Origin of the sequence: Parabacteroides sp. CT06 (assembly GCF_002257605.1) — a bacterium.
In the GTDB taxonomy this organism is placed as follows: Bacteria; Bacteroidota; Bacteroidia; order Bacteroidales; family Tannerellaceae; genus Parabacteroides; species Parabacteroides distasonis.
Genome location: NZ_CP022754.1, coordinates 1,040,033 through 1,059,041 on the forward strand (window position 1 = coordinate 1,040,033; position 19,009 = coordinate 1,059,041).

The 19,009-nt window shown below is 41.6% G+C and carries 14 protein-coding genes and 1 pseudogene; 14 read left to right on the forward strand and 1 reads right to left on the reverse strand.

Translation table 11 applies throughout. The features are described from left to right. Positions 1 to 143: 143 nt before the first annotated feature. The 14 genes and pseudogenes from CI960_RS04605 (at position 144) to CI960_RS04675 (ending at position 18,025) form a co-directional block, all read left to right on the forward strand. Positions 144 to 710, forward strand: coding sequence for an RNA polymerase sigma-70 factor (locus CI960_RS04605; RefSeq protein ID WP_005861746.1), 567 nt, complete (start codon positions 144 to 146; stop codon positions 708 to 710). A gap of 65 nt (positions 711 to 775) precedes the next feature. Further along, a complete protein-coding gene (locus CI960_RS04610; RefSeq protein WP_005861748.1) occupies positions 776 to 1,816 on the forward strand; it encodes a FecR family protein in 1,041 nt (346 codons plus the stop codon). A gap of 190 nt (positions 1,817 to 2,006) precedes the next feature. Continuing rightward, positions 2,007 to 5,321, forward strand: a complete 3,315-nt coding sequence (locus CI960_RS04615) for a TonB-dependent receptor (RefSeq protein ID WP_005861750.1) — start codon at positions 2,007 to 2,009, stop codon at positions 5,319 to 5,321. Between the two features lie 33 nt (positions 5,322 to 5,354). After that, the gene (locus CI960_RS04620; RefSeq protein ID WP_005861752.1) at positions 5,355 to 6,869 is read left to right on the forward strand and encodes a RagB/SusD family nutrient uptake outer membrane protein; all 1,515 of its coding nucleotides are present in this window, start codon (positions 5,355 to 5,357) and stop codon (positions 6,867 to 6,869) included. Between the two features lie 163 nt (positions 6,870 to 7,032). Continuing rightward, positions 7,033 to 8,418, forward strand: a complete 1,386-nt coding sequence (locus CI960_RS04625) for an SGNH/GDSL hydrolase family protein (protein ID WP_005861754.1) — start codon at positions 7,033 to 7,035, stop codon at positions 8,416 to 8,418. 67 nt (positions 8,419 to 8,485) lie between these two features. After that, entirely contained in the window at positions 8,486 to 11,056 is a 2,571-nt protein-coding gene (locus CI960_RS04630) for a glycoside hydrolase family 38 C-terminal domain-containing protein (RefSeq protein ID WP_005861756.1), read from the forward strand. 112 nt (positions 11,057 to 11,168) lie between these two features. Further along, a complete protein-coding gene (locus CI960_RS04635; protein ID WP_005861757.1) occupies positions 11,169 to 12,122 on the forward strand; it encodes a transporter in 954 nt (317 codons plus the stop codon). Between the two features lie 240 nt (positions 12,123 to 12,362). Continuing rightward, positions 12,363 to 13,154 carry a type ISP restriction/modification enzyme gene (locus CI960_RS04645; protein WP_005861759.1) on the forward strand — a complete coding sequence of 264 codons (792 nt, stop codon included), beginning with the start codon at positions 12,363 to 12,365 and terminating at the stop codon, positions 13,152 to 13,154. A gap of 2 nt (positions 13,155 to 13,156) precedes the next feature. Next, the gene (locus CI960_RS04650) at positions 13,157 to 14,332 is read left to right on the forward strand and encodes a DUF4297 family anti-phage-associated protein (protein ID WP_005861760.1); all 1,176 of its coding nucleotides are present in this window, start codon (positions 13,157 to 13,159) and stop codon (positions 14,330 to 14,332) included. A gap of 5 nt (positions 14,333 to 14,337) precedes the next feature. Further along, positions 14,338 to 16,092 carry an anti-phage-associated helicase HerA gene (gene herA / locus CI960_RS04655; protein WP_005861761.1) on the forward strand — a complete coding sequence of 585 codons (1,755 nt, stop codon included), beginning with the start codon at positions 14,338 to 14,340 and terminating at the stop codon, positions 16,090 to 16,092. Between the two features lie 6 nt (positions 16,093 to 16,098). Beyond that, a complete protein-coding gene (locus tag CI960_RS04660) occupies positions 16,099 to 16,305 on the forward strand; it encodes a metallophosphoesterase (protein WP_005861762.1) in 207 nt (68 codons plus the stop codon). After that, positions 16,286 to 16,600 (forward strand): exonuclease, encoded by a 315-nt coding sequence (locus tag CI960_RS04665; RefSeq protein ID WP_011965932.1) that lies wholly within the window; start codon positions 16,286 to 16,288, stop codon positions 16,598 to 16,600. The genes CI960_RS04660 and CI960_RS04665 overlap by 20 nt, the downstream gene beginning before the upstream one ends. 19 nt (positions 16,601 to 16,619) lie before the next feature. Next, a complete protein-coding gene (locus CI960_RS04670) occupies positions 16,620 to 17,657 on the forward strand; it encodes a YhcG family protein (RefSeq protein ID WP_005861764.1) in 1,038 nt (345 codons plus the stop codon). Between the two features lie 11 nt (positions 17,658 to 17,668). Further along, positions 17,669 to 18,025, forward strand: a pseudogene (locus CI960_RS04675) (GNAT family N-acetyltransferase). Between the two features lie 114 nt (positions 18,026 to 18,139). Here the strand turns inward: CI960_RS04675 and CI960_RS04680 are convergent. Continuing rightward, on the reverse strand, positions 18,140 to 19,009 hold the full coding sequence (locus CI960_RS04680; protein ID WP_005861765.1) for a hypothetical protein: 870 nt from the start codon (positions 19,007 to 19,009) through the stop codon (positions 18,140 to 18,142).

A 19,009-nucleotide genomic window follows, 5' to 3' on the forward strand; every position in this document is an offset into this window, starting at 1 on the left:
TAATCTGAAAGCCCTATCTGATTAAGTTCGGATAGGGCTTTTTGTTTTTGTGTTATTTTTTTCGTGTGGGCGTAAGTAGATCTGTTTCTATGATCGTATATAGATAAAGGAGAAGCCTTGAACTGTCTAATATAATACAAGAAATGTCCACATTGAGCATGAAAGACTATATTATTAAGAACCATGAGTTGGATAAATTTAAATTATTATATCTGGAGAATGCCCCCAGACTGATCTTTTATGCCTCGAAATATGTGGATAGCGATACGGCGGAAGATTTAGTGCATGATATATTCATCAAGATCTGGCAAAAGAAAGAGATTTATTCCGTGGAAGAAGGCTTGAAGACATACCTATTCCGTTCCGTTCAAAATGCTTGCCTCGATTACCTAAAGCATAAATCAATAGAAATGACTTATGCGGATGAGGTTGCTCGTAGACTAAAGATAGAGGAGATAGATTATTATAATCAGTCGGATGCGGCGGAGCTGGAGAAAGAGCGTCTGGACTCCGTTTACCGGGAAATAGCCAAGTTACCGGACAGATGCCGAGAGGTTTTTACGTTGGCTTATGTGGACGGGAAGAAATCAGTGGAGATCGCAGGAATGCTAAATATCTCTCAACGTACGGTAGAGGCGCAACTCTATAAAGGATTGAAGATCATACGGAATGTGTTGGCGCTTCTGGCACTGGTTTTATTTTTTAGATGAAAATACGGTAGAATACGTAAGTAAAAAGAGGAAACCGGTCGTATATATTATAAATGAAACAGAAAATGGAATCTAATAATTCGATAGAAGAACTGATCATACGCTATTTGCAGAACGAGATTCAAGAGGATGAACTTCGAGTGTTGGATGCTTGGATTCATGAGAGTGACGCTAATAAAGCCCACTTCTTTGAGCTTAAGGGGCTTTTTGACACTCGGAAAGAAGTGGCGTTCTTGAACCATTATTCCGTGGAGCGTAGTTGGGAGCGAATGGCTGGAAAGCTGGATGCGATCTCTGGCGTATCTGTGAAATCCAAGGTCCTTGGCAAACAGTTCTGGCTTTCATTCTTGAGATATGCGGCGATTATCGTAATCGCTATGGGAATAGGTGTGGGTATGAATCAATGGATAAGCAATCGTTTATATGCCGGCGATATGGAATATAACGAGATCGTAGTGGAAAAAGGCGGACGTGCGAACACGCTATTGCTATCCGACGGCAGTAAGATCATACTCAATGCCTCCACCCGTTTTAAATACCCCACCTCTTTTAATGGAGATGAGCGTGTGGTTCATCTGGAGGGTGAGGCCTATTTCGAGGTTGCGAAGAATCATTCGAAACCTTTCATCGTAAAACTAAAGAACCAACAAATCACGGTACTCGGAACCTCATTCAATATACAGGCTTTCAACGATGATCGCTTTAGCGTCACCACCTTATTAAGTGGTAGTATCCTGTTGGAATCTTTTGACGCTCAAGGACGGAAAATGAGTAGCATGAAGCTAAAGCCGAATCAACAAGCCCGGTCGGATAACCGGACCGGCTCTATTTTCTTGTCAGAGACAGATGCCTCGATCTCGAACGCTTGGGTAGGAGGGAAATATCGTTTCAAGGATGAGACCTTAGTCTCTATCGTAAAACGTCTGGAGAATTACTATGGGGTAAATATCCGCTTGGCGCATGACAGTCTGCGGAACATCCGCTACACAGGAACCTTCTCCTTGGATCAAGGTATACAAGAGGTGCTAGATATTATTAACTCGGAGAAACAATTCACTTTCACGAAAGACGGAAAAGATATCCTGATATCGGCGAGGAGCAAATAACAAAATAATAGATGTATAACCTTAAACATTCGAATTGCCTATGACAAATACCTGATCACAAAAAAGAATCGGGACTGACACCACTCACCCCCGATTCTTAGACGTTCATTATTCGTTTAATCACCTTTATCGCTGTCCTCTAAAAAGTAGCGAGCAAGGTAAGTCATTAATAAAAAATAATTACAAACTTATGGAAAAAGTCTGGAATAGCGATGAGCTATTGCCTAAAAAAATTAAATCAATCATGAAGATCACATTGCTTTTTTTAATACTGGGTATATTGCATGTCTCGGCGGATACCTATGCGCAAAAAGCTCAAGTTACGGTAGAAGTAAAGAACGGGACGTTCTATGATGTCGTCTCGGAGATTGAGAAACAGACCGAGTTCATGTTTTTCTATAAGAGCGAGGATATCGATAATAGTAAGCAGGTGGATATACAGGTGAAGAATCGCCAAGTCACCGACGTGTTGAATGAGTTGTTGAAAAACACGAACTTGACCTACCGCATATCAGGTAAGCACATCACGATCTTGAAGAAAGACGCCGTACAGCAACAAAAGAAAAAGATCTCCGGTATCGTTACGGATCCGGATGGCATACCGGTTATCGGGGCCAATGTCGTGATAAAGGGTACGACGGTCGGTACGGTTACGGATCTGGATGGAAAGTTTAGCTTGGATGCGGCTAATAACGATATCCTGTCATTTTCCTATATCGGCTATGCGGAGCAAGAGATCGAGGTCGGGAATCGTACACTGTTTAACGTGAAGTTGGCCGAGGATTATAAGGCGCTTGAAGAGGTCGTTGTCGTTGGATATGGTACGATGTTGAAACGAAACTTGTCAACATCAGTGGGTTCCGTAGACTCGGAGAAGTTATTGGAGCGTCCGAATGCCACGAACGTATTCCAAGGATTGGCCGGAAAGGTGGCTGGTGTTAATATCGCCTTGAATTCTGGTGCGCCGGGTGGTAGTCCTGCGATAAAAATCCGTGGTATCGGTTCTTTGAATTCTTCTAATACACCGCTATATGTGGTCGATGGTGTGGTTGGCGTGGATCCGGACCAGATTGATCCGAATATTGTCCAGTCTATCGATATCTTGAAAGACGCTACTTCCTCTTCTATTTATGGTGCGAGAGGTGCGAATGGCGTTGTGGTGATAACAACAAAGGAAGGTAAGAAAAATACGACGAATATCTCGTATAATACAGTTCTGTCAGCAGGAACGTTAGCTCGTAAAGTCGATGTCTTAAATGCGGAAGAGGCTTTGGATGTATTCAAGCGTGCTTATGAGGCTCAACCGGGACGTATCGCTCCCCATCTGGATCCGAGCAATATGTTTACGCATAAGAATGACCTGTTCAATCCGGACGGGACTCCGAAATATGATACGGATTGGCAGGATGCCGTGACTCGTACGGCTTTTTCTCATCAGCATTCACTTAGTTTCTCTGGAGGAAGCGATAAGCTGACCGCTGTGGCGAATGTAAGTTACAAAGATAATCAAGGTATAATGTTGGAGACCTATAAACGTCAGTTAAACGCATTTATCAATGTCGGATGGGATTTGAAAGAATGGTTCCATTTACAGGCCATGTTGAATGTTGGATCTAGTAATGCCCGAAACTCGGAGAATGCGATCTCTCGGTATACATTGGAAGCATTACCGTTCCTTCCGGTTCAATATGAGGATGGTACCTATTCCCGTAAAGGAGATTATCCAGGTGCGGAAGATACGGAGAATCCCGTGAGGATTTTAAAGGAACGTAAGAATATCGATAAGAATCAGTACACGTTGGCTAACGTGATTGGTACGTTTAAGATTACCTCTTGGTTAAAGTTAACGACTAGCTTCAGCCGCCAGGATGGTTCTTATATCAATTCATCTTATAACCCGAGTACCTTATTCGGCTATGGAGATACTCAAAAGGGTAAAGCGGAGAAAGCACATCGAAATACGATGTCGTGGACGAATGAGGACTACTTGACTTTTGATAAAAGCTGGAATAAGCATAACTTGAATGTCGTAGCGGGAGCCAGTTGGTATTACTCAAAAACAGAGAAAAGCGAGCTAGGGGCCGAGAATTTCTTCGATGATTATTTTGAGTACAATAATATGGGAGTCGGCACCGTACGTTCTAAGGTTGGCTCAGACTATACGGATAATAAAATGAATTCTTACTATGCCCGTATCAACTATAATTTTGACAATCGTTACTTATTGGGCGCTTCTTTCCGTGAGGATGGTTCTTCTCGTTTTGGCTTGAATAACCAATATGGTTTCTTTCCTTCATTCTCGGCCGCTTGGCGTGTATCCAATGAGAATTTCTTCGAGAACGCAAAAAAGGTGATTGATGATATGAAAGTCCGTTTGAGCTACGGTACGGTGGGTAACGCGGAAATCGGTGATTATGCGTCTATGGCACGTTATGAGAATAAACGCCTTCCTTTTGGCAAGGATATGACGACGATCGTTACGTTGAAAAGTATGGCAAATCCGGATTTACGCTGGGAGAAATCCAGACAACTTGATGCGGGTATCGATTTGAGTTTCTTTAATGGGCGTATCGAGTTTATGGCGGATTATTATCATAAGATTACGACTGATTTATTGTATGAGCTACAATTGCCTTCTAACTCGGGATATGAGAAAACTATGACAAATCTGGGTAAGATCCGTAATCAAGGTCTTGAGATGAGCTTGAATACACGCAATATCCAAAGCCGTGATTTCTTATGGACTACCTCTTGGAATTATACGATGAACCGATCGATGGTACTGGATATAAATGATAATATCATTGGTAAATGGGGAGGACGTATTGAAGAGGGACATCCTTTAAATGCCCTTTACGGCTATGTTCGCCTAGGTACATGGGGAACCGATGAGGCGGAAGAAGCCGCTAAATATAATAAGAAACCCGGCGATATCAAGTATTGGGACAAAAATGGTAATGGAATGAAGGATGGTGAAGACCAAGACTATATCGGAAATGGCGCTCCTAAATTCGAGATGAATATGACAAATACATTCTCGTGGAAAGGCTTCACGTTTATGTTTGATTTACAATGGGTGTATGGTAATAAGTTGATTAACTTCACTCGCCAGTTGATGGGTAACCGTGTGACATTCTCCAATGCTTATGCGGACATTCCGGTGAACGCTTGGACGCCGGAAAACCAAAACACGATGGTGCCTAGCTTGCGCCTTCCGGGAGATGGATATGAGAATGACGTAGATTCTTGGAGTTGTGAGCCGGGTTCGTTCTTGCGTTTACGTAATATCGGCTTGAAATATGACTTTAGTTCCCGTATGCTTTCTGCCGCTCACATCAAGAGTTTATCCTTGGGATTCAATGTGGAGAATGCGTTCTTGATTACGAACTATTCTGGTAGTGATCCGGAGGTGACGAGTTATGATGCTGTATTTGAGCAAGGAGTGGATTTTTATACCTATCCCAAACCTCGTACGTATTCATTTACTTTAGGTGTTAATTTCTAATTGTTTAATCTTTACTTCGTAAAAAACTAAGATATGAAAAATAAAGCGCATGTATGGATGTGTGGCTTGCTTTCGGCGACAATGGCTTTTACATCCTGTACGAATTTTTTAGAGGAAGACCCGAAAACCTTCTTGAGTCCTTCTGAATATTATACGACAGAGAACCAGATAAAGGCGGCTGTGGATGGCACTTATGACGGGCTTGATGATCTGTTGAGTTCCGACCTCGAGATTGCCACAGTTCACCTTTTTAACTTGGAATATCTTGTAGGTACTAGTTATCGTCCTCGTGCGGCCGGTAATGAGCAGAACCAGTTCTTGTTGCTTTCCGGTTTGGAAGAGAGTAACGGCATTATTCGTAACTTCTGGAAGGCTACTTTCTTTCCTTTGGAAAATTGTAATAGCGTGATTCAAAATGTTTCCGCTACGGATATTATTAGCGAGAGCCAGAAAGCGAAGTATCTGGGAGAGGCTTATTTCTTGCGGGCGTATTACTATTTTCAAGGGGTACAATTATTCGGGGATATCCCGTTGAAGACGGAACCTACGGTAGACTTGAATACGGTGAAGATTCCAAGGTCTCCTAAGGAAGATATTTATAACCAGATCGTGGAAGACTTGAAAAAGGCGGAGCAGTCCGGTTTGGATTGGAGTGATAAAACAGGCCATGTCTCTATGGGAGCGATCAAAACCCTTTTAGCCAAGGTTTATTTGACAATGGCAGGTTATCCGCTTCAAAAAGGAAATGAGTATTATCAATTGGCTTACGAGAAAGCCAAGGAGGTTATTGACAGTGGAGCCTTTAGCTTGTTCGCTGATTATAAGGATTTACGTGCGTTAGAGAACGAAAATAGTGGTGAGCATATTTTTATGATCCAGCGTGAGGCGCAAGATGCCGGGGCTCCTTTCCATTTTGGCCTTTTGCCTTATCCGGAACAACCGATTTCCATTACTCCGGCTTATGGGGGTGGTTTGGCTCCTCGTAAAGAGTTTTATGAAAGTTATGATGACCAAGATATTCGTAAACGGAATGAGGAGTTTTTCTATACTTCTAAACCCAAATATGGTGATCCGGAGACAACGATTACTTTGGATGTTCCTTATCTATGCAAATATTGGGATGAGAATGCGGAATCTACAGGAAAGAGCGGGGCGAATATCCCGGTTTACCGTTATGCGGATGTTCTATTAATGTGTGCGGAGGCAAAAGCTACCTTGGATGGAGGATCTACTTCTGACGCTACGGCGGTTGATGCTTATTTCCAAGTTCGTCACCGTGCGTTACCTGATGAGGCGAGACCAACTTCGATCACGGTTGATCAAGTATTGAAAGAGCGTGCGTGGGAACTCTGTTATGAGTTTACAGGATGGTATGATATGTTGCGTACTCACCGTGCGTTTGATCCGGTATCGAAGCAAATGGTTGATTTATTCGGCTATCAGGCGGTTAATCATACGTATCCGTTTAAAGAATCGGATTTGGTTTTCCCGGTACCTTTGCGTGAGAAAGAACTGAACCCTCTGCTCGGTGAGGATGTCGTTCGCTAAAAGTAAGCGGGCGATTCTCTAGACTAGAGGTGTGTGGGAGGATATTACTATCCGTAGTAATCCGGATTATTATCCATGATAAATACGATTACTATTGATAGTAATATTTTTTAACACGGTATATATTATTCATCACAGAAAATTAGAGAAGAGAGAAATAGAGATGAAAAGATATGTTTTGTTTGTCTGTTTGCTTTTATCAGGTCTTGCAAGAGTATATGCTCAGTCGATAGCTCCGTTTCAGAAAGGAGATCGGATCGCCTTCGTGGGAAACAGCATTACTTGCGGTGGTCATTATCATTCATATATCTGGCTGTACTATATGACCCGTTTCCCGGATCAACGCATCGATATCTTTAACGAGGGAGTAGGTGGGGATGTAGCCGAGATGATTTACCAGCGGTTGGATAAGGTTTTCGAACATGAGCCTACAGTGGTGACGCTATCTTTTGGCATGAACGATGTCGGCTATATGGATTTTCGGAAGCCGGGGGCCGATACGATCGCTCGGAACCGGGTAGAGAAAGCTTGTCGGGATTATGCTCTTATCGAGGAGGTCTATAAGAAGTATCCGGAGGTGAGGAAAATCTTGATCGGAAGTTCTCCTTATGACGAGACTTCCCGTTTCAATAAGGTCGCTTTCCCGGGGAAGAATACGCAGATCTTGAAGATCGTGGATTTCCTGAATGCCCGTGCCCGGGAGAATCAATGGGGATTCGTGGATTTCAATCGCCCGATGGTAGCGATCAACCAATGGGAGCAAGCGGCGGATTCCATGTATACCTTATGCGGGAAGGATCGTATACATCCCTCTACGGACGGACATCTGGTCATGGCTTATCTTTTCTTGAAAGCGCAAGGCCTGGCCGGTAAGCTGGTAGCCGATATCCGGATAGACGGAGCGGGGAAAAAGGTGACTCGCTCGGATAATTGCCGTGTCTCGGATTTGTCTGTTTCCTCGGATAACCTTACTTTTACGTACGAGGCGAAATCGCTTCCGTATCCTATCGATACCTCTTATTATGATAATGAGAAACATACGCAGGCAGATGCCTTGAGTGTTATCCCTTTTATGGATGAGATGAATTATGAGGGATTGTCCGTGAGCGGTTTGTCGGATGGATATTACGGGTTGACGATCGGTGGGGAGTTTATCGGTCGTTTTACGGCGAGGGAGTTGGAGCGAGGCATCAATATGGCTCTTCTTCAGAATACCCCGCAGTATAAACAAGCGATGAAGATCCGCCAGATGAACGAGGAACGCTGGTTGAAAGAGCGTAAGATGCGCGAGTTCTATTGGGTGGAATATAACTTGATGCGGAAGACGGGCATGCTTTGGGCCTGCGACGAGGCTGCCGTGGACACTTTACGCAAATACCGTCCCCACGACATCTTCTTGCAATGGAACGGCGACCTTTGGCTACAATACATGCACAAGGGGATTCGTGAGGATTGCGTGAATGAGCAACAGGATCTGGTCGACCGGATCTATGAGCAAAATAAACCAATCCCCTTGCAAATAGAGATCAAGAAATTTACAGACTTGTAGAGACGGGGCGTGCCCCGTCTTCCACCGACTGGAAGTATTCTAAATGTGAATTAATAGTACATATTATATGAAAAAGAAACTAGCGATATTCGTATTAAGCCAATTCTTGTTGGCCGGTTGGGCGGATGCCCAACAAGCCTATTTCATCGATGGCTATCATGGCGGTATCTACGGGCATTACCCGGTGGGACAAACCGCCTTTATCGCCCAGAAATTAAGGCAGAATCCCAACTGGAATATCAATATCGAGATCGAGCCTGAATCATGGGAAGTCGTACGGCAACGAGACCCCGAAGGTTACGAGGCTTTCAAGCGCTTATTTAAGGATCAATCCGTGGAGAGCGGGCGGATCGAGTACGTAAACCCGACCTATGCCCAAAGTTATTTCTTCGGGACATCCGGCGAGAGCGCTATCCGCCAATTCGAATATGGAATACGGCTGATCCGGAAACATTTCCCCGAGGCGGTATTCACCACCTATTCGGCGGAGGAGCCTTGCTTTACCAGTTGCCTGCCCTATATATTGAAGTCATTCGGCTTCTCGTATGCCTCTACTAAGAACCCGAATACGATGTGGGGTGGCTACGTAAGCGCCTACGGAGGTGAGTTGGTGAATTGGGTAGGGCCGGATGGTACGAGACTTACCACCGTCCCCCGTTACGCCTGCGAGGATTTACAACCCGGCTCTTGCTGGCAATCCATCTCGTGGTTCAATACGGAGGACTACATCCATAAATGCTTGGATGCCGGTATCCAGCACCCGGTCGGCATGTGTATCCAAGATGCCTCATGGAGCCATGGTTGGGATAAAGGCCCTTGGCTGGGACAGGATACGACGGGCTATTATACGCCGACCGCCTATAAGACTTGGCGGAATTACATCCAAGACTGTTCCGTCGGGACTACTCAGGATGATTGGCATTTCTCGCAAGAGGATGTCCTAGGTGGCTTGATGTGGGGAACGCAGGTCATGCAGCGTTTGGCCGGAGAGGTACGGGTAGCCGAGAACGCTATCGTGCGTGCGGAGAAAATGGCGGCTTACGCTCGCTTATACAAAGGCATGGAATGGCCGACCGAACGTATCGATGAGGGATGGCGCACGCTTTTATTGTCGCAGCATCATGATTGCTGGATCGTTCCTTACAATCAACTACAAGGGAAAAAGACATGGGCGGAGACGGTTACGGATTGGACTGGGGTGACCATTCAAAACAGCCGTCAGATAATTGATAACGCCTTGTCCTTATTGAAAGAAAAGGAAGGTGAATCCACGGTGTACGTATATAATACCTTGGCTACCGACCGGAATGAATTGGTGGCGGTGGAAGTTCCCGCCTCATGGAGAAACTCAGATTGGGTGGTTCTTGATAAGCGAGGGAAGAAACAGCCGGCTCAATGGCTGACGGAAGACGGCGTTTCAAAACTCTTGTTTCGTGCGCAAGTCCCCTCTGCCGGTTATGCCTCTTATGCGATCCGGAAGGCAGAGGATAAACAGTCCGGAACCTTGAAGGCTGAGAGACAGAAAGACGGTACGTTTCGCATGGAAAGTGATTTATACACCTTGGTGCTAAACCCCTCTAAAGGAGGTGTAATAGAAAGCTTGAAAGCGAAAGCCGTACGAGGCAAGGAATTCGTGGATAACCGGAATGAACGTGGGTTCAATGAGCTTCGGGGATATTTTATCGATGAGGGTGGTTTCCTTTCCAGTATGGATCAACCGGCTGAGGTGAGCGTGTTGGAGCAAGGGCCCTTATTCGTGAAGGTAGCTGTGAAAGGCAAGATTGGAAAGTATTCATTTACCCAAACGATCCGGTTAACGCAGGGAGAGCCTCGCATCGATATGAGTGTTAAGCTGGATTGGATAGGAAGCCCTCGTATTGGTGAGCCGGGTATCGAATTCCGTGCGGATAATCCTCGTAAGTCATTCTATGACGACCGTTACAAACTTCTGGTATATCTGCCTATCCAGATCGCCAACCAACAGATTTATAAGGATGCTCCGTTCGATGTTTGCGAGAGCCGGTTGGAGAATACCTTTTTCAATCGTTGGGATAGCATCAAGCATAATATCATCTTGAATTGGGTGGATGTAGCGAGCAAGGATAACTCTTGCGGTCTGTCATTATTCACGGATCATACGACCAGCTATGCGCATGGTAAGGATTTCCCATTGGCCTTGAACGTACAATACGCCGGTAAAGGCTTGTGGGGCCGGGATTATATCATAGACCGTCCGACCGAGATCTCGTATGCCTTGATCCCTCATGCCGGAACTTGGGAGAAAAGCCGTATTTGGACACAAAGCGAACGACGCAATGAGCCTTTGGTCGCAACCTTGGACGGCGATGCTACCTTGACATCCGGTTCCCTTTTCCGGATAGAGAATAATGCCTACGAGTTGGTCTCCATGGTCTATAAAGGTAATGACCTTTACATCCGCCTATTCAATGCCCAAAGCGATGCCTCCCCTAAAACGATAACCTTCCAAGGACAAGACGTGAAAGCGAGCTTGGTGGAATTGGATAACCGTCTGGTTGAGGACTTAACCGTCACCGAGAAGAAAGGCGCCAGTTCAATGCGTCTCTCTATCCCTCGTTACGGGATAAGGACATTAAAAGTAAGCTGTAAGAATATCTAATGTAGAGACGGGGCATGCCCCGTCTCTCTTTATCCCTAATTAATCCCCGTTTCTCTTGCCTCTTTCGGTGGAAAGATGTTATTTTGCATCCCGAATTAAAAGAATAGGCGTTATGTTGAAATTCTTCAAGACATGGACACTCCCTATCTCCATGTTAGCGGGTGCGATAGGGTATTTTGTTTTCGCCAATGTTACTTTTCTGGAGCCTACAAAGCCGTTCATGTACACTTTAATAGCGTATCTGACGCCCTTTTTGATTTTTGCGCAGTTGCTCTTAACCTTCTGTAAGATCTCTGTCCGGGAATTGATGCCCAGCCCTTGGCATGGTTGGCTATTGCTTATCCAAGCGGTTTCCAGTTTGGTGCTTGCCGCCTTATTGCTCTGGCTGCCAATGAGAGAGGAATACCGGGATGTGTTCGAGGGAGCGATGGTCTGCCTGATTTGCCCAACCGCTACGGCGGCCGCCGTGATTACGGGTAAATTAGGGGGAAGCGCCTCTAGTCTGACTACTTATACCTTATTATCGAATCTATTGGCAGCGATTGTCGTGCCGCTGGTCTTCCCATTAGTGGAACCGCATGCCGAGATTACTTTCTTCGCCGCATTCTTGAAGATCTTGGGAAAAGTCTTTCCATTGCTGTTATTCCCGTTTTTCCTCGCTTTGTTCTTGCGTAGATTCATACCACCTATCCATCGCTTCCTTGCGGGGCTTCGAGACATGGCCTTTTACCTCTGGGCCGTCGCTCTAGCTATCGTGACCGGGCAGACCGTGAAATCCTTGGTCAATAGCGAGGCGGAGATTTATGTAGAAATCCTGATCGCTTTAGGCGGCTTGATAACCTGTATCGCGCAGTTTTATTGGGGAAAGCGCATCGGCAAGAAATACAATGACCGTATTAGCGCTGGACAAGCCTTGGGACAAAAAAATACCGTGTTAGCTATCTGGATGTCTTACACCTATTTGAACCCCTTGTCTTCTGTTGGCCCGGGAAGCTATGTACTGTGGCAAAATATTTTTAACAGTTATCAGCTGTGGAAAAAGAGAAATAAAGAATTGGAAAATTAAATATCGATAGCTGATATATAATAATTTGACCACAGAATATTTTCGTCTTCTTTTTTGCGTATTCACTATTTTTTCTATAAATTGCCACTGTTTATCAGTGAGGTTGGTTGAATATTGTTCCATAACTTAATGTTTTAGTAACCACTAGGTTTTAAATAATATATCGGTTAATTAACTGATATTCAATATGATATATAATTATATAGTAATTGTTTTAATTCATTTTTAAACAGTTTCTTAATGTCTGAAACGATTGTTGACTTGAATTTTCTTGAGGCTGGAGTTCAATGTTTCCCAATGTATCACTATGAGGAACGTAAAATTGAGAGTAAAACTTTGTTTGATGATGCCGAGGACACCATTCAGAATAATTATATTCGTCGTGATGCCATCTCCGATTTCATTTCAGAACGTTGTCGCAAAGCCTACGGTCCACATGTGAGTAAAGAAGATATTTTTTACTATGTTTACGGCATTCTGCACAGCACGGAATATCGCACCGCCTTTGCCGCCGACCTTAAAAAGATGTTGCCCCGTATTCCATTAGTGGATGAAGCCCTTGATTTTTGGAGTTTTAGCAAAGCAGGAAGAAACTTAGCGGAATTGCATTTGAACTATGAGAATCGTCCTTCGGCAACCGGAGTCATTGTGACCTATAATACCATTCCGCAGAGCGAAATAGAAAAAGTAATGCAATCAGGCGAGATGGAGACAATCAATTATCAAGTTGAAAAGATGCGCTTTCCCTCCAAAACGGATAAAAGCAAAATTATATACAACAGCCAGATAACGATTGAAAATATACCAGCCACAGCTTATGAATACATAGTAAATGGCAAAAGTGCTATCGAATGGATTATGGAGCGTTATGCCGTCATCACTCACAAAGATAGCGGCATCACTAATAATCCTAATGACTGGGCAACGGAACATGACAATCCCCGCTATATATTGGATTTGCTCCTCAGCGTTATTTTATTAAGTATAGAGATGATGGAGATAGTGAATGGATTACCGAAATTAACCTTTTAAATATGGCAAAAGAACGTTCAGCAATAGCAACAATCAAAGGATATTATTATCAATTTGACTATTTTATCCTTCAGTTACTAAAATGCAATAATGAAACTGATTCCATTTGTATTGAAGGCATCGAGGATGTTGATTTAAAAACAGTTGATGAAAGTACTGCTATTCAATGCAAATATTATGCAGGAACAGAATATAATCATTCTGTTATAGCTCAACCATTGCGATATATGTTAGATCATTATCTATCAAAAGCTAATAATGGTATAAAATATAAGATTTATGGGTATTACAAATCAGGTCAAGATAAACTTATATTACCTATTAATATAGAATTTTTTAAAAGTAACTTTATAAGTCTAAAAGCATTTAAAGGTCTTTCGATAGAAGATAAACAAATAATATCATTTTTATCAAATTTGGAGATAGATATTGCAGCAAGAGAGTTTGAACAGCAAGAGACTGATATTTTTAATGAACTAAAAAGACTCTTTAGCTGTAATGATTTTGAAGCAGAATACTTTTATTACAATAATTCATTAAGAATAGTAAAAGAATTATCGATAAATCCGGATATTTCTCAAAGAAGAATAACAAAACGTGAATTTATTGATAAAATCAATAGTAAGGATATATTTTTCAACCAGTGGTTCTTGATAAAAAAAAGCATCAAAGAATATTGCTTAATGATTAAAAGAGAATATTTTTCTCCTTTAAATTTATCTCCTTTTGAACGTTTTTTTGTTATAGAGTGCGACTCGATAATTTCTGATACAGAAATAAAATCTTTACTAATCCAAATTGGAAATAAATATTCAAAAATAGAAGCAAAAAATCCAAGTCCATTCTGCCCTTATGTATATCTATATGGTTTACCTGAGAATAGATTGAAAAATATTTTAAAAAGTTTACATGATGACAACTTTATTTTTATAGATGGCTACGATTATAAAGATGCTGAATTTTCAGTCAATTCAATTGTTAAAAAGGCTACTTGTTACAATGGATTAAAACTTAAAATCTTGTACAATAAGGAAGATTTAGATTCTGTAATAGATAGTATACAAAAGACTCGAAAGATTTATCAATTTTATACAAGAATACCTTTTTATGAAAATACGAACCATGAACATATCAAGATATTAGTTGAACAAACAATTCATATCAATAAAATAATATAATTATTATGGTAGAACAAGAAAAAATTAATGCAGAAGTAATATCTGTATTTCCCAATAAAGTAAAAATATCAGTAGATAAATTAGAAGATTTCTGTTTAGCAGAAGAAAAGCTTAAAGTTGGTTCATATTTAAGAATCGCAGACAATGATAATGCTGTGTTAATTGCCATTATTGAGAACTTTTCCATTGAAGTTGGAGCAGATAAGGAAGGAAATGCAACAAGAAAGTATATTCTTGAAGCTAATCCCTTAGGATTGATTCGTGGTGACAAGTTTGAGCGTGGTGGAGATACAATAGCTATTCCACCTAAAAAAGTTGAGCCTGCTAAGAAAGAAGAAATTTCTAAAATTTATGAAGAATCTCTTGAGGCAAAAGACAAGTTCACTTTCTCTAAACTTTCTACAAATAAAGATATTTCGGTTCCTGTAAATGGTAATAAGTTTTTCAATAAGCATATTGCCATCGTAGGATCAACAGGTTCAGGGAAATCCCATACTGTAGCGAAACTAATTCAAAGTGCTACACATGAAAAAACAGGAGAATATTCTGGTTTGAATAATTCTCATATTATAATATTTGATATTCATTCAGAATACAAATCAGCATTTCCAGATGCAAACTTTATTGATATCAATAATCTTATACTCCCATATTGGCTTCTTAATGGGGATGAATTGGAAGAGCTTTTTTTAGAATCAGGAGATTTTAATAATTACAATCAGGCTTCTTTGTTACAAAAAGTGATAACTGAAAACAAGAAAAAATATAATTCAGAACTAGAAAATATATCTTTTGATACACCCGTGAAATTTATTTTAAATGAAGTAATCACTTGTTTGTCAAATCTTTCTAGAGAAACGAAGGATTATAAAAAGACAAATGAAATAGCAATAAAAGAAGCGCATCAGTGTTTTAATGATGAGTCAGCTAAAATTAATCATTACTTTACGAAAATATATACATTTGAAGAGCCAAAGAGCCAAAATTATTCAAAGGGTACGTACGCAGACGGAAGCATTGACAAATTTATCTCTAGAATAAAAAGTAAAGTTAATGATAAAAGATTAAATTTTCTTTTAGGTGAAATCACAGAAGACGTTACATTCGAAGATACTTTAAAGCATTTAATTGCTTATGAGGAAACAAAACATTCCAATATCACAATTATAGACTTAAGTGGGGTTCCATTTGATGTGTTAAGTATTACCGTTTCTTTGATTTCAAGGATAATATTTGAATATGGTTATTTTTATAAACGACTAAGATGCTCAAAGAATGGTGAGGAAAGAATTAATAACGATGTCCCTATCTTACTTGTGTATGAAGAAGCTCACAAATATGTTCCCAATAGTGATTTGGCAAAATATCGGTCATCTAAACACTCCATTGAAAGAATAGCAAAAGAGGGACGTAAATATGGTGTATCTTTACTCTTAGCTAGTCAGAGACCTTCTGAAATATCAGAAACAATATTTTCTCAGTGTAACAATTTTTTAGCCATGCGATTAACAAATCCAAACGATCAAAATTATGTAAAGAGACTGTTGCCGGATACACTTGGAAATCTTATTGATAAAATGCCGACACTCAAAGCCGGAGAGTGTATATTAATAGGTGAATCAGTTATACTACCTTCAATAGTTCAAATAGATCGTTGTAGCCCAGAACCATCGTCAAATGATATCCCTTATTGGAAATTATGGAAAGAGGAATGGAAAGATCTCAAAATAGATGAGATAAAAAAAGAATGGTATAAATAATAATAAATGAAAATAATCCATACCGCAGATTGGCATTTAGGGCAAACGTTTTTTGAATATGACCGTAAAGGTGAACATACTCTATTTTTGACGTGGCTTCGAGAGCAAGTGAAAGTTCACGAGGTGGATGGGTTGTTTATTGCCGGAGATTTGTTTGATATCCCAAACCTATCGGCTGAAAGGAGTGCAAGTGATGTACAGAGAACTTTTTGATATACTACCTATGCCGGACAAAAGTAAACCTTTCATTGTAATGTGGTATTTGCAGGCTACGTGTTCGAAGATTTTGGAAAAGAACCGTGCCGAACGCACTATTATCGGAAGGTTAGAGTGTTTTTCGTCTGAAGTATTCGACGAAAAGATTGCATACACGGCACTCGGACATTTGCACCGTACCCAAAGGGTGTTAAGGCATGAGAATGCCCGATATGCTGGTGCTCCGTTACCGATGTTATTTGTTGAAAAAAATAACAAAGAAGGTGTTACTGAAGAAAATATAATAGATTAGCATTGAAAAGATTCATGATATGGCAAAAGAAATAAGAATAAATGATAACGAGTACGCTCAAATATTGCAGCAGGCGGTTTCTGAGATTCAAACTGCTCGCACGACCGTTGCTCGGCAAGTAAACACTACCGTCAATTCTGTATATTGGAATATCGGGAAGTTACTCTTTGATAGAAATTTAGAGAGTGGATATGGTAGTGGCGTGGTTAAACGATTGTCAGTGGACTTGAAAGAACAGTTTCCGGATATGGGATTGTCTCCTCGTAACCTTTGGAATATGAAACGCCTATACGAGCGTTATTATCAAGAAGATACAAAACTGCTACAAGCTGTGGCAGTTTTACCTTGGGGACATAATTTACTACTGTTGGATAAGTCGTTGTCAGCTAATGAAGCCTTATTCTACGCAGAAGAGTGCTTGCAAAAAGGTTGGTCGAGAGATATGCTGCTCAATGCAATAAAGATGAATACCTACGCAGCCCGTCAGACGAAAATCAAAACGAATAACTTTGATGCCGTACTGCCGATGGCGCATGCCGACTATGCTAATGAAGTATTTAAAAGTTCGTACAACTTAGGATTCCTTAGAATAACAGAGCCTGTTAAGGAGTTGGAACTGGAGAAGCGATTAGTATCTAAAATCAAGTCGTTTATACTGGAGTTGGGCAAAGGTTTTTCTTTTATCGGAAACCAATATCGTCTGGAGTATAACAATAAGGAATATGCAGTGGATATGCTCTTTTTTCACAGAGGTTTGAGGTCGCTCGTTGCGATTGAATTGAAGCTCGGGGCCTTCAAGGCAGAGTATGTAGGCAAGATGAATCTCTACCTTTCGCTGCTTGACCGCTTGGAAAAAGGAGAGAATGAGAACCCGTCAATCGGTATCATTCTTTGCGCCGACAAGGACCACTTGGATGTAGAGATTGCTTTGCAAGATATAAACAAGCCGATTGGGGTTGCCGAGTATCAACTGCTGCTGCCCAAAGACGAACTTCAGGCATTACTCATTCAAGAAATTAATTCCATCGAGGAGAGTGGTGATGTAAGCGAGGAGTAGCAACTTTTGTTTTGCTACTCCAAAAACTTTCCTACCTTTGCATTCGAGCTTTATTTCAGAATACCGTATTGGTGGTGAACAGGTGCGATTATTCGCAAGCTGAGGTAGAAGATTGGGCATCTACATTCGATGTTTGTTCACAAGGACTTCCAAAGTAAAGGTATCGTTACGATACTTTTAAACGATATAGAGCGGTATGCGATTACGGCTGGTATCACACGAGTTACATCGGAAGTGAGCCTAACCGCTCGCCTTTTCTTTGAAAAAAAAGATATATAGTAGAAGTGGAACGAAAACGCAAGGCTAATCAGCTTTGTCTTATTAATTTTTGGATGGCAAAAGAGCTTGATAAAGGTGAAAACTTATAAGATTTCAAGGCGAAAAAAAGTAAGTTAACTTTGCGGCCAAGTAAGTTGACTTAAATGATGAAGTAAGTTAACTTACTTTGGGATTGAAGCTTGCTTGTTTTGAATGCGTGTCTTTTATCTATTTTGAAGATATCCTTCTTGCTCATAGATACGACGGTAGCGGTGGATCATCGCTACGAGTGGTTTCAGCCGTTCGTCAATTACTTTCATCTCTTTAAAACGTTCGTACTGTAGGTTGTAAAGGAGGGTGTTTCCCGTTTGAAGACGCGTCTCGATGTCGGAAGGTATAAAGAAGCGGGCCTTAAGACCGAGATGAGTGAAGAATTCAGTGAGGAAAATGTGAATGCCGGCAAGATCGAAATCCCCAAAATGAAGATAGGGATTGGAAATGGCCCGCAACCATGTGCGAAGATCCGAACTCTGGGGATAACGAGAGACAAATAATACCTTGATATTTTTGAACAAATGCCTCATCTGCTCTATATGCTGGAAGTTTTCTCCATTCTCGATACCTACCACCGTAACATCATCCGCCAAGCGGAAATGCGTGAAATCTTCTATAAAGAGAGAGAGTCCCTGCGGAGGGTTGATTAGCAGCGGTTCTCCATACAGCGACGTTTCAATGGGCTGATAACTTTTAACGAGGAATCCGGTAAAACTACGGGTACTTTTCGCCTTAGAACGTGATGTAACTTCTACTTGTCTGGCACGGCTCACCGTTTCGCCACTCTCCATTACCTTGATCCACTCATCCAGCGAGACTTGTATCCCATATCGCTGTGCTAAATAGATAGATAACGCATTTGCGTCTCTCAGTTTGAATTTTCTTCTGCTACCATAGACTTGCTGCCAAATCAAATCCTCGGAGAGCAGTTCTTCTGCCATCTGTTTGGAAAGCCCGGAAGAGGGCACGCTCTCGCCTTGCATCATTTGCGACAGTTTACGGGCATCGCCCAAACGTAAATTCTGTTCTCTATCAATCAT

What these genes read in the sequence shown, in the direction of transcription:
- CI960_RS04605 (WP_005861746.1), top strand. Translation starts at nt 144, where the DNA reads ATGTCCACATTGAGCATGAAAGACTATATTATTAAGAACCATGAGTTG.
- CI960_RS04610 (WP_005861748.1), top strand. Translation starts at nt 776, where the DNA reads ATGGAATCTAATAATTCGATAGAAGAACTGATCATACGCTATTTGCAG.
- CI960_RS04615 (WP_005861750.1), top strand. Translation starts at nt 2,007, where the DNA reads ATGGAAAAAGTCTGGAATAGCGATGAGCTATTGCCTAAAAAAATTAAA.
- CI960_RS04620 (WP_005861752.1), top strand. Translation starts at nt 5,355, where the DNA reads ATGAAAAATAAAGCGCATGTATGGATGTGTGGCTTGCTTTCGGCGACA.
- CI960_RS04625 (WP_005861754.1), top strand. Translation starts at nt 7,033, where the DNA reads ATGAAAAGATATGTTTTGTTTGTCTGTTTGCTTTTATCAGGTCTTGCA.
- CI960_RS04630 (WP_005861756.1), top strand. Translation starts at nt 8,486, where the DNA reads ATGAAAAAGAAACTAGCGATATTCGTATTAAGCCAATTCTTGTTGGCC.
- CI960_RS04635 (WP_005861757.1), top strand. Translation starts at nt 11,169, where the DNA reads ATGTTGAAATTCTTCAAGACATGGACACTCCCTATCTCCATGTTAGCG.
- CI960_RS04645 (WP_005861759.1), top strand. Translation starts at nt 12,363, where the DNA reads ATGTCTGAAACGATTGTTGACTTGAATTTTCTTGAGGCTGGAGTTCAA.
- CI960_RS04650 (WP_005861760.1), top strand. Translation starts at nt 13,157, where the DNA reads ATGGCAAAAGAACGTTCAGCAATAGCAACAATCAAAGGATATTATTAT.
- herA (WP_005861761.1), top strand. Translation starts at nt 14,338, where the DNA reads ATGGTAGAACAAGAAAAAATTAATGCAGAAGTAATATCTGTATTTCCC.
- CI960_RS04660 (WP_005861762.1), top strand. Translation starts at nt 16,099, where the DNA reads ATGAAAATAATCCATACCGCAGATTGGCATTTAGGGCAAACGTTTTTT.
- CI960_RS04665 (WP_011965932.1), top strand. Translation starts at nt 16,286, where the DNA reads ATGTACAGAGAACTTTTTGATATACTACCTATGCCGGACAAAAGTAAA.
- CI960_RS04670 (WP_005861764.1), top strand. Translation starts at nt 16,620, where the DNA reads ATGGCAAAAGAAATAAGAATAAATGATAACGAGTACGCTCAAATATTG.
- CI960_RS04680 (WP_005861765.1), bottom strand. Translation starts at nt 19,009, where the DNA reads ATGATTGATAGAGAACAGAATTTACGTTTGGGCGATGCCCGTAAACTG.